General features: G+C 61.3%; 8 protein-coding genes and 2 tRNA genes. 8 read left to right on the top strand and 2 right to left on the bottom strand.

Translation table 11 applies throughout. From position 1 onward, the window contains the following. The first annotated feature begins 59 nt into the window (after positions 1–59). From ABWL39_RS04480 to ABWL39_RS04470, 3 genes are all read left to right on the top strand, one after another. A complete protein-coding gene (locus ABWL39_RS04480; protein WP_367787491.1) occupies positions 60–569 on the top strand; it encodes a phasin family protein in 510 nt (169 codons plus the stop codon). 309 nt (positions 570–878) lie between these two features. Next, the gene (locus ABWL39_RS04475; RefSeq protein ID WP_367787489.1) at positions 879–2,516 is read left to right on the top strand and encodes a methyl-accepting chemotaxis protein; all 1,638 of its coding nucleotides are present in this window, start codon (positions 879–881) and stop codon (positions 2,514–2,516) included. A 363-nt stretch (positions 2,517–2,879) separates the two neighbouring features. After that, complete coding sequence (locus ABWL39_RS04470) at positions 2,880–4,721, top strand: alkaline phosphatase (RefSeq protein WP_367787488.1); 1,842 nt, start codon at positions 2,880–2,882, stop codon at positions 4,719–4,721. Positions 4,722–4,859: 138 nt separating this feature from the next. Here the strand turns inward: ABWL39_RS04470 and ABWL39_RS04465 are convergent. Further along, positions 4,860–4,936, bottom strand: a tRNA-Asp gene (locus ABWL39_RS04465). Between the two features lie 22 nt (positions 4,937–4,958). Then, positions 4,959–5,034 (bottom strand) — tRNA-Val (locus ABWL39_RS04460). 273 nt (positions 5,035–5,307) lie between these two features. Here ABWL39_RS04460 and ABWL39_RS04455 point away from each other — a divergent pair. The 5 genes from ABWL39_RS04455 (at position 5,308) to ABWL39_RS04435 (ending at position 11,914) form a co-directional block, all read left to right on the top strand. Beyond that, positions 5,308–6,165 carry a type II secretion system protein N gene (locus ABWL39_RS04455; RefSeq protein ID WP_367787486.1) on the top strand — a complete coding sequence of 286 codons (858 nt, stop codon included), beginning with the start codon at positions 5,308–5,310 and terminating at the stop codon, positions 6,163–6,165. 15 nt (positions 6,166–6,180) lie between these two features. Further along, the gene (gene gspD / locus ABWL39_RS04450; protein WP_367787484.1) at positions 6,181–8,262 is read left to right on the top strand and encodes a type II secretion system secretin GspD; all 2,082 of its coding nucleotides are present in this window, start codon (positions 6,181–6,183) and stop codon (positions 8,260–8,262) included. Positions 8,263–8,264: 2 nt separating this feature from the next. Then, positions 8,265–9,725 (top strand): type II secretion system ATPase GspE, encoded by a 1,461-nt coding sequence (gene gspE, locus ABWL39_RS04445; RefSeq protein ID WP_367787482.1) that lies wholly within the window; start codon positions 8,265–8,267, stop codon positions 9,723–9,725. 189 nt (positions 9,726–9,914) lie between these two features. Beyond that, on the top strand, positions 9,915–10,820 hold the full coding sequence (locus ABWL39_RS04440) for an acyltransferase (RefSeq protein ID WP_367787480.1): 906 nt from the start codon (positions 9,915–9,917) through the stop codon (positions 10,818–10,820). A gap of 347 nt (positions 10,821–11,167) precedes the next feature. Then, positions 11,168–11,914: a substrate-binding periplasmic protein gene (locus tag ABWL39_RS04435; RefSeq protein WP_367787478.1), complete on the top strand. Its 747-nt coding sequence runs from the start codon at positions 11,168–11,170 to the stop codon at positions 11,912–11,914. Positions 11,915–11,918: the final 4 nt, after the last annotated feature.

The following is an 11,918-nucleotide window of genomic DNA, read 5'->3' as shown; positions in this document are numbered from 1 at the left end:
GGCAATCGCTGAGGCCTGCGCTGCGGCGAATCTAGGGACAATCGTAAAGGAGTGACATCATGGCCGTAATCAAGCAACTGAAGAGCATCGCTACCAACGTTTCCGAAAAGTCGATCGTTCAATCGACCAAGGATTCCGCTCAGCAAATCTGGCTGGCTGGTCTGGGCGCATTCGCCAAGGCTCAAGCCGGCGGCAACAAGGTATTCGATGAGCTGGTCAAGGAAGGCGAAGCACTGCAAACCCGCACTCGCGCTACCGTTGAAGCTCGCGTTTCGCAAGGTGCTGCCAAGGCTGGCGAAACCTGGGACAAGCTGGAACAAGTCTTCGAAAACCGCGTTTCCGGCGTTCTGGGCCGTCTGGGCGTGCCGAGCCGCAACGAAGTGGGCGATCTGACCGCTCGCGTCGAAGAACTGACCAAGCTGGTTGAAAAGCTGCTTGAAGCCAACGGTGTGTCGACCAAGAAGCCGGCTGCCAAGAAGGCTGCCAAGGCTGTTGAAGAAGTTGTCGAAGCTGAAGAAGAGAAGTCGGCTTTCGTAACTGCAGCTGAGCTGGAAGCCGCTGCACAGTAAGTAATTTAGTCGTACCGCACACCCTTTCCTCTCGCCCGCGTTTTGACGCGGGCTTTTTTTCGCCCAGACCGCACGGCGTGCAGAGGTATTGGGGAAATTCCCGACAGCAAAATAAGTACATTCTAATTTATTGTTGACGCAAATCAGTGTTGCAGTGCGGCATGGCGTATATGCTGATACGCATTCTCAAGTAGAAATACGCCGACCCGTTTGTGACGGGCATGTCACGCCAGCTTGCTGTCTGTGCCGCGATGGTGATTCTGCCATCGGGCACAGGGTCTTATTGTCAATGTGTCGAATGTCGAGGAAATGGTAATGCGGAATGTGCCGGTAAGGATCAAGCTGATGCTTGGTTTTGGGATTGTGATCATGTTGTTGATGGCCATTTCGGTGATGAGCTGGAAGGTGACCGAAGACCTCAATGACTCGACCCAAGTGCTGGTCGAGCGCGACATGAAGAAGCTGCAGCTGATTTCCGATATACGGGATCTGACCAACGCCAATGCAAGGTTGACCAGTGAACTGCTGTTGAGCGGCTACCGGAGCCAGGGCACGCAGGCGAGGCTGGATGAGATCGCGGGCAATCGCACGGCCATCACCGCCAAGCTGAAGCAGCTCGATGCGCTTGTGGTCCGTCCGGAAGGGAGGCAGCTGCTGGCCGTACTCAAGCAGCAGCGTAGCGCCTATGTCGCCACCTTCACCCACACCATTCAGATGGCACAACAAAGTGCTGAGCCCGCGGCGGTGTCGTCGTTGTATCTGAACGAGGTATTGCCGGCGCTGGATACCCTGCACCGCACCGTCGACCAGTTGGTTGCGCTGCAGCAGCGTATCTTCGACCATAGCCGCACCACCGCCGAGCGCGCGGCCCGTGAAGCGGAGACCGCCATCGCCATCATGTCGCTGCTGGCCTTGTTGCTGGCCAGCGTGGTGACCGTGCTGATCACCCGCGCACTGGCTCGCCCCCTGCAGCAGATGTGTGACGTGATGTCGCAGGTGGAGACGACCGGCGACCTGACCCTGCGCGTGCCGGTGCACGGCCAGGATGAAGTAGGCCAGGCCGCGGCACGCTTCAACCGCCTGATGACTGCTTTGCAGGCTTCGCTGACCAACATCCTGCACAGTGCGGAAAATGTGGCCGCGATCTCGGCCAGCCTGTCCACAGCGGCACAGCAAGTGGCGCAAAGTTCCGAGGCGCAGAGCGAGTCGGCCGCATCGATGGCTGCTGCAGTTGAGCAGACCACGGTGAGCATCAATGTCGTGGCCGACAGCGCCCACGAGACCCGCGAAATCTCGATGCAGTCCGGAGATATTGCGCAAGGCGGTGCCGCGACGATTCAGCAGATTCTGGCGAATATCGAAAATATCTCTTCTGCCGTCAATCATGCGGCCGGCACGGTTACCGAGTTCGAGCAGCTTGGCAACGATGTCTCCAAGGTAGTTCAGGTCATCAAGGAAGTGGCCGATCAAACCAATCTGCTGGCGCTCAACGCCGCAATCGAAGCCGCCCGGGCCGGGGAGGCCGGCATGGGGTTCTCGGTGGTGGCAGATGAAGTCCGCAAGCTGGCCGAGCGTACCGCACAGTCCACCGCCACTATCGGCCAGATCGTCGACAGCCTGTTGAAAGGCGTATCGCTTGCTGCCAACGACATGGGGCGTGCGGTCGATCAGGTGGAGCAGGGCGTGGGCCTGGCCCGGCATGCAAGCTCGGCCATGAGCGAGATCGATGGTGGTGTGCACCGGATCATCACAGTGGTCAACACCATCTCGTCGTCGATACGCGAACAGGGCGCGGCCAGCAACGATATTGCCGTCAACGTCGAGCGTATCGCCCAGATGTCGGAGCAAAACAGTTCCGCGGCAGCGCAGACTGCCGACTCAGCCCTCGAGCTCGTCACCTTGGTGACCGGCATGCGTGATGCCGTGGCGCAATTCCGCATCGCCTGATCTTGGCAATCGCCGGGACTGAAGCAGAAGGGGCCGATCGGCCCCTTTTTGTTGGTGTGGCGATTGGCATGGAGCCTCGAACCGGGGGCCTGCCAGGGCTGCTGCGCCAGGCCCAGGAGTGGGGGATGTGGCAAGGGTTTTGCGGGATAGGTGGCGTTGGCATGGGAAGAAGTTTTTAAAAAGCCTGTAGAGCAAAGACTCTGTTTGTGTTATTAATGCGTTCGGATAATTTTATGAAATATGGGTACTGCAACCGCTGGCCGTAATGTGGCGCGCTGCGGTCGCAACAGCCCTGCCGACTTGGCCCGGCGGGGAGGGCACCCAGGCTAGTAGACCGGCAGGGCCGGCGTATCGGAGAAATACATGGATAGACGGCAATTTCTGAAAATGGCGGGAGGATTCACTGTCGTCACCGCGGGTGCGGCGCTGACCGGCTGCAATTCTGGGGTGAACGGTGGCGAGACGCCTGACGATTTCAAGCTGTCGACATGGATTCAGCAAAGTGTGACCCCCGGCACCCGGCAAACCCGGCCTGGCGAAGGACGCTTCAAGTACCCGCAGTCCGTGTCGGCGGGCGACCCGAAGTCGAATTCCCTGGTGTTCTGGACTCGCGTCACCAATGCCGATGGCAGTGACGGTGAAATCCCGTTGAAGCTGGCCATTTCGAGAACGCCCGACTTCCGTATCATCCAGGTTTATGACGTCGTGGCGAAGCCCGAGGCGGACAATACCGTACGCGTCAAGGTGGAGGGGCTCGACCCCGACATGCATTATTTCTACGTCTTCGTGGCCGATCGGGACGTGTCGCCCACTGGCCGTGGGCGCACGCTGCCGGAGGCTACCGCCGATGTGCCGAGGCTCAAGCTGGCGTTCATTTCGGGTATCGCGTGGGACTACAACCATTGGTCCGGCCTGTCGATGCTCACCAACGATGAATCCGAGTTCGACTATCTGGTGTTGCTCGGCGATGCCATCGACGAGATGGTGCCGCTACCCGACATCCCGACCAATGGCGAGACGGCGGCCCACCGGCCGTTGAGCCTGCCTGACGGCATGGCCGTGGCGGGCTTGGGCACCGCAGCCAAGACGCTGGCTGACTATCGCTACCTGTACAAGACCTACCGCACCGACGTCAGGTTGCAGAACCTGCTGGCGCGCTACACCTTGCTGCCGATGTGGGGCGACCGGGAGTTCTCGACCGATCACTGGCAGGATCACGAAACCTATACCGATGCGAATGCGGTGCAGACCGACCGACGCCGGGCGGCAACGCAGGCATGGCTTGAGCACATGCCGGTGGATTGGACCGACCTGCAATTCGACGCGACCGCCAGCGGCGCTCATAATGTTCGCCTGTACCGCGACTTCCGCTGGGGCAATCTGGTCCACATGATGCTGATGGAGCAGCGGCTGGAGCGCAGCGACCATGCCATCCGGGAAGACCTGCCGCATGCGCCGCTGAATTTGTCCGGCCCGATCGGCGCCCGCCACATGGTCGATCAGGACGCGCAGGCGGCCAATGGCGCGACGGCAACCCTGCTCGGCAGCGCACAGAAGAGCTGGCTGCTGGATACCTTGGGGGCGACCACTTCCCAGTGGAAAGTGCTGGGCGGGGAGTGCGGCATGATGCGGTTTGCCATTGATGCCAGCAGCAACAGCAACGTCTTCAATCCAAATTTCCGCCGCCGCTATCTGCTCAGCGCCGACCAATGGGATGGCTATGATGCCGAGCGCCGGGAGCTGACCAACTTCATCAGCGCTAAAGGCATCAAGCGCGTGCTGTCATTCTCGGGCCAGGGCGGCTTCTTCGCCGGTGAAGTCTGGCGCGACTACAGCGCGCTGCGTGATCCGGTCATGCTGGAGTTTTCCAGCGGAGCGATCTCCTCGCCCACCCTAGTCGAGCGGATCAAGACGCTGGTCACCCAGCAGAGCAATGGCGATTACTCGTCCATGCTCACCCTGCTGGGCGATGGCGGTGCGCTCGACCAGATTCTTGGCGAACAGAGCTCGTCCTGGATCAAATACACCCGCAGCGGGATCCGTGGCTATACGGTGGCAACCTTCACCAAGGATCAGATCGCGGTCGAATTCGTGCGTCTTGCCGAGGCCCTGAACGGCCAACCACCGACCACGCCATTCCTCGGGTCGACAGCCTTGGTGGTATCGGCGGATACCATGAATATTACCTTCTCGGGCGACAAGTAAACGAGGGCGTCGGGGCCGTTCAGGCGGCCCCCGGTTGCCCGGTTATCGGCAATACGAATGAGACGATAGAAAAATCGCGTGATTGCGCTTTTTGTGAATTTTTTTGAATGAGAAAACTAGAGATATTGCCGAAGTGGCTGGCGGAGCGGACGGGACTCGAACCCGCGACCCCCGGCGTGACAGGCCGGTATTCTAACCAACTGAACTACCGCTCCGCAGCGGTATCGACGCAAGGACTGGTGGGCGCTGACGGAGTCGAACCGCCGACATTCTGCTTGTAAGGCAGACGCTCTACCAACTGAGCTAAGCGCCCGGTGCGTCGAAGAGGTGCGCATTTAACCATGGGGCGATTGGGTGGTCAATAGGTTTTTCAGAAAATTTAAATAAAGATCGCAATCCTTGCCGACCCCGTGTTTTCGATGCATCGAATCGGGCTCAAAAACACTGTCATTGCCACTCGCCACGGCATGAATCGCGCTGTTAAGATTGTCATAATTTGCCCGATACAATGCCGGGTTTGACGACGCCCACTCTCCTGGGCACCTCGCGTACCGATAACAACCGACCGGCGAAGCCGGCGCAACGCATGCGACATACCCAACTCATCATTCGAATCGCCAATTTCGCATTGGTGCTGCTGATCGCCTGGATGGCTGCCGGGCTGACCTGGCGCGTTGTCGCCCCCAAGCCGCCGGCCACCGAGGCGCGTCCATCCGCCACCGTGGCCGTCGTGGCGGCGGGCACCTTGCCGGATCTGTCTGCCGTGGCGATGCTGTTTGGCGCGACAGGGCCCGTGGGCGACCCGAATCAGGTTGTCCCTTCCACGCTTGGCATCAAGCTGCGTGGCGTGATCGCCGCCCACGGCGACCGGCCGGCAGCGGCCACCTTCGTCGGGGCTGACCCGAAGGAGATCGCGGTGAAGGTCGGCGACGAGATTCAACCCGGTGTGAAGCTGCTGGAAGTCAATGCCGACTATGTGATCGTGCAACACAATGGCCGGCGCGAGCGGATTGACCTCGATGCCAAGCCCGCGCTGCAAATCGGTGGGGTGGCGATGCAACCGGCACCCGCCCCGGCTGGGCCGGCCGGCATGATGCCCGGCACGGCCATGCCCGCTGGCGCACCGCCGGGATTGATGCCATTGACCGTGCCGCGCGCGGCGCTGGTAGGGGCCATGCAGAATGGCAATATTGCCGAGTGGGCCGCGGGTCTGAGGCCCGATACCGCTGGCGGCATCCGTATCGAAGGTGGCGGCGCGCAAGCGCTGGTATCCGCCCTGCAGTTGCGTGACGGGGACGTGCTGCGTCGTATCAATGGCGCTCAGCTGGCTCGCCCCGGCGACATCACGCTGGTCTACAACGAATTTACCCAGAAAAACAAGGTGCAGCTCGATATCGTGCGCAACGGCCGCCCGGTGACACTCGACTACACGCTGCAACCGTAAAGAGCCCCGACAATAATGATGATCAGAAAAACACGCTCCGCCCTGCTGGCAAGCCTGCTGCTGGCTTCCTCCCTGTCGTTCGCCGCTGACGACAACCGGGTGATGCTCAACTTCGTCAACGCCGATATCGAGTCGACCATCAAGGCCGTCGGCCTGATCACCGGCAAGAATTTCGTGCTCGACCCGCGCGTGAAAGGCACGATCAACATCGTGTCGGCGACCCCGGTGTCGAAGGATCTGGTGTATCCGATCCTGTTGTCGTCGCTGCGTTTGCAGGGCTTTGCCGCGGTGGAGTCGCTCGGCACCGTGAAGATCGTGCCGGAAGCCGATGCCAAACAGCATTTCAGCGCGACCGAGGGGCCGGGGCTGCAGGCGACGGGCGACAAGATCATTACCCAGGTCTATCCGCTCAAATACGAGTCGGCGGCACAACTGGTGCCGATCCTGCGGCCGCTGATCACGCCGAACAACATGATCGCCGCCTACAACGCCGGCAATACGCTGGTGATCACCGATTACGCCGAGAACGTGAAGCGGATCAACCGCATCATTGCGTCGATTGATCAGCCCGCCGGCAGCGAATTCCTGACCATCACGCTCAAGCATAGCTCGGCGCTCGATGTGGCGAACACGCTGGCACGCCTGATGCCCGAGGTGGGGTCCAGCGGCGGCACGGGACAGCCGGTGGTGCCCGGTGTCGGTGCCGAAGGGGTGAAGCGCAGCGCTGTGGTCGCCGACCCGCGCTCCAATAGCCTGCTCGTGCGCAGTGAGTCGTCGGCGACGACGCAGAACATCAAGCGCCTGGTCGAGATGCTCGATCAGCCTGCTGCGAGTGGCAGCAACATCAATGTGGTGTATCTCAAGAATGCCGACGCGGTGAAGCTGGCGCAGACGCTGCGCGGCATCGTCAGCGGTGACACCTCCACGCCTAGCACGCCGACCTCCACCACCACACCTGTCACAGCAGCCATCGCACAGGGCAACCAGGCTGGCTCCAGCGTGTTTGGCTCGTCGTCCACGTCGAGCAGTGGCAGCGGCAGCACGGGGGGGATGATCCAGGCCGATGGCGCCACCAATTCGCTCATCATCACCGCGCCCGATTATGTCTACCGCAATCTGCGCGCCGTGATCGACAAGCTCGACGTGCGCCGCGCGCAGGTGTACGTCGAGGCGTTGATCGCCGAGGTCAATGCCGACGACAGCTCGGAGTTCGGCTTTCAGTGGCAGTCGGCAGACGGCCTGAACAGCAACAGCTATCGCGGGATTGGTGGCACCAACTTCGGCGGCAGCACCCAGAATATCCTGTCCATCATGCAGAACCCGCTGGCGATGGGGCAGGGGCTCAGCGTCGGGGTCGCCAAGGGGACGTTCACCTTCGGTGGCAAGGAAATCCTCAATCTCGGCCTGCTCGCGCGGGCGCTGGAGTCGAACAACGCCGGCAACATCCTGTCCACGCCGAACCTGATCACGCTGGACAATGAAGAGGCCAAGATACTGGTGGGGCAGAACGTGCCGTTCATCACCGGCTCGCAGGCGAGCTCTAACGGCAACAGCAACCCGTTCCAGACCATCGAGCGCAAGGATATCGGCATCACGCTGCGCATCAAGCCGCAGGTATCCGAAGGCGGCGGCATCACCATGGCGGTGTACCAGGAGGTGTCGTCCGTCGACGAGAACAAGATCTCGGGTCAGGCCGACTTGATCACCAAGAAGCGCTCGATCGAGTCGAAGGTGCTGGTCGATGACGGCTCGATCATCGTCCTCGGCGGCCTGATCGAGAATCAGGTGTCGCAGAACGTCGGCAAGGTACCGCTGCTCGGCGACATTCCGCTGTTCGGCAACCTGTTCAAGTATGAGAGCCGTTCGGCCAAGAAGACCAACCTGATGGTTTTCCTGCGGCCCGTGGTGCTGAAGGACGGCACGGCCGCCGCCGGCCTGTCGAGCGAACGCTATGAATACATCCGCCAGCAGCAGGCGCGCTTCACCCTGCCTGACTCGCTGGTGCTCAAGGCCGTGCCGCAGATCGTGGCGCCGCCGCTGTCCGAGAATCCGCTCAAGGTCCCGGCAGGCAAGGCCGCACCGGCAGAGAAGCAATAAGCATGGATCGCCGCATCCCTTACCATTTCGCCAAGAACAAGGGTGTCATCGACGTTGGCGAAAAAGATGGCGTGATCGAAATCTGGGCGCGCGACGATGTCGATCTGGTGGCGCTCTCCGAGGTACGCCGGGTGATGTCCAGGCCGCTTGCCGTCAGCCTGTTCCCCGCATCCGAGTTCGAGCAGCGGCTGGCATCCGTCTATTCGCGTGGCGACAGCCAGGCGGCGAGCGTGGTCGAGGATGTCGAGCAGGACTACGACCTCTCGCGGCTTGCACAGGAGCTGCCCGAGGTGGAGGACCTGCTCGAGGCCGAGGACGATGCACCCATCATTCGCCTGATCAACGCGGTGCTCACGCAGGCCTTGCGCGAACACGCATCGGACGTGCATATCGAGCCCTTCGAAACGCGCTCGGTGGTGCGCTTCCGCATCGACGGCAAGCTCATCGATGTGGTCGAGCCCAAGCGGGCGCTGCATGCGGCGCTGGTCTCGCGCATCAAGGTGATGGCGAATCTCGATATTTCCGAGAAGCGGCTGCCGCAGGACGGGCGGATCACGCTGCGCATCGCCGGCCGCCCGGTTGACGTGCGCGTGTCGACCTTGCCCACCGGCCACGGCGAGCGCGTGGTACTGCGTCTGCTCGACAAGTCTGCCGGCAAAATGGACCTGACCCGCCTCGGCATGAGTGGATTGACGCTGAACGGGCTCAAGGAACTGATTGCTCAGCCCCACGGCATCCTGCTGGTGACGGGGCCGACCGGCTCGGGCAAGACCACCACGCTGTACGCCGCCTTATCGCAGATGGATGCCAAGACCACCAATATCATGACGGTGGAAGACCCGATCGAATACGATCTCGACGGGGTGGGGCAGACCCAGGTCAACGCACGCATCGAGATGAGTTTCTCGCGCGCGCTGCGCTCCATCCTGCGGCAGGACCCCGACGTGATCATGATCGGTGAAATCCGCGACCTGGAGACCGCGCAGATCGCGGTGCAGGCCTCGCTCACCGGCCACCTGGTGCTGGCGACGCTACATACCAACGATGCCGCGAGTGCAGTGACGCGGCTGATGGACATGGGGATCGAGCCCTTCCTGCTGGCATCGAGCCTGATCGGCGTGCTGGCGCAGCGCCTGGCGCGCAATCTGTGCCCGGAGTGCCGGCAGCCGCGCACGCCGGACGACGCGGAAGCCGAGGTGCTGGGCGCACGGACCACGATCTACACCGCCCATTCCTGCCCGGCCTGCAACTACAACGGCTATCGCGGCCGCAGCGGCATCTACGAGTTGCTGACGATCGACGACACGATCCGTCATATGATTCACGATGGCAAGGCGGAGAGCGACATTCGCGACTATGCGGTGAGCAAGGGCATGCATTCCTTGCGTCAGGACGGGATGCGCAAGGTGCTGGCGGGCGACACCACGCTCGAAGAAATCGTCCGCGTCACCCGTGAATCCTGATGCTCCTCGCCCCGGCGGGGTGATGGGCCAGGGTGTTTGATCCTGCTCCGCAATCGGCGAAATCGGCCTGGCATGGTTGTCCGGTGCTTAGGGCCGCGCGCGGACATGCGGTACAATCGGCGACTGTCTGACAATTCCATGAGTGCCGCCTGTCCGGTGCTGGCGTAAAAGGCGGCCAAACAAAAGACCATGCTCAATTTCCTGCCTCGGCTACTTGTTGGTGTGATCGCTTCGCTGTTGCTGGCGGTCAACACGATCTATACCTTCGTTATCCTGTTCAGTTTCGCGCTACTGAAGTTCCTGTTGCCGTTCCGGCCGGTGCGCGTGGTGATCGACAGCGTACTCAATTTCCTCGCGGAAAACTGGATATCCGGCAACAGCGCGTGGATGTGGCTCACCCAGAAGACGCGCTGGGACGTGGCTGGCGTGGACGGCCTCAAGTATCGTGGCTGGTATCTGGTGCAGAGCAACCACCAGAGCTGGGTGGACATCTTCGTGCTGCAGCACCTGCTGAATCGCCGCATCCCACTGCTCAAGTTCTTCCTCAAACGCGAGTTGATCTGGGTTCCGGTCATGGGGCTCGCCTGGTGGGCGCTTGATTTTCCGTTCATGCGTCGTCACAGCGAGGCGTTTCTGAAGAAGCACCCGGAAATGCGCGGCAAGGACCTGGAAACCACGCGCAAGGCATGTGAAAAGTTCGCGGTGATCCCCACCAGCGTGATGAATTTTGTCGAAGGCACGCGCTATACCGCCGCCAAGCACGCCAGGCAGCAGTCGCCTTACCGCTACCTGCTCAAGCCCAAGGCTGGCGGCATTGCGCTCGCGCTGAATGCGATGGGCGACAAGTTCCAGTCGTTCCTCAATATCACGATCGTCTATCCGGACGGCGCGCCCACCTTCTGGGATTTTCTCTCTGGCCGCGTGAAGCGGGTGGTGGTCCGCATGAACCAGTTGCCCATTCCTAAGCAGTTCCTGAATGGCGACTATGCCGGCGACGCCAATTACCGCCAGGCGTTCCAGGCCTGGCTGCACGAGCTGTGGCTGGAAAAGGATGCGCAGATCGACCGCCTGCGACAGGAGGCGAGCAAAGCCTGAGCACCGGCCTGCATGCAAGCTACAGGGGAATGCGCTGGACGCGTTCCCCTGTTTTTTTGTAGCCAGGTGCCGGCTGTGCCGCCCCGGTTCGGTGGCTGGCGCGCGGTCGGTGGCCTTCTGGGCAGTTCGCCAGCCCATGTGGCAAGCGGCTCGACGGCTCGTTTGTCGAAGGGGTAATGGGTGGCTTCGGCTGGTATCTCAGGACTCGACAGGCAGGATGTATGGGATCTGGCCCATCGCCACAAGGCCTTAAGATTTTTGCGCTATCCTGATAAGTAACGAGAAAAATATATTGATATATATGAACATTCATCCATCCAACCTGGTGCAAGATTGCCGAGGTCGGTATGCGTAGCATCTGGCGATGCCTGCTCTTGCTGCTGCTGGTGGCTACCTGTCAGGCGGCGGAAGAAGAAAAGGTCGTGCGTCTGTCTTCGTTAGTGTGGCCGCCATATTCCGGGGCAGCACTGAAGGAGGGCGGCGTGCTGACGCAGGTGTTGCGCGAAGCATTCAAGAGCGTGGGATACCGGCTGGAAGTCTCGTATTACCCATGGTCGAGAGCCGTTGCCGTGGCAAAGCGCGACCCGTCATTTTCCGGCTATTTTCCCGAATACTACGCCAAGCACATCGAGTCCCATTTCATCTTTTCGCCGCCGATCGGCTCCGGGCCGCTTGGCTTTGCCGAGCGGCGCAGCCGGCCCGTGTCCTGGCGCAAGCTCGATGACCTGACGCCGTACCGGATCGGCGTGGTGCACGATTACGTGAATACCGAGGCCTTCGACAAGCTGGTGGCCGAGCAAACCTTGCGCGCCGATCCGGCGACTTCCGATGTGCAGAACCTGCTGAAGCTCGCCGCGGGGCGGCTCGATCTGGCCGTTGTCGACCGCCATGTGATGAACTACTGGCTCAAGCATGCGCCCGAGCTAGAGCCCTATCAGGATGCGTTGCAGTTCAACGCGCGCCTGCTGGAAAACAAGCAATTGTTTGTCTGTTTCCGGAAGGATGAACAGGGACAGCGCATGGCCAAACTGCTGGCCCAGGGGCTCGCGCGCATCGACGCGCCGCGGCTCGTGGCCAGCCAACTGGACGACTGAGCGG

This window comes from Chitinivorax sp. PXF-14 (assembly GCF_040812015.1).
GTDB lineage: Bacteria > Pseudomonadota > Gammaproteobacteria > Burkholderiales > SCOH01 > JBFNXJ01.
This window is presented reverse-complemented; position numbering and strand designations above follow the sequence as displayed.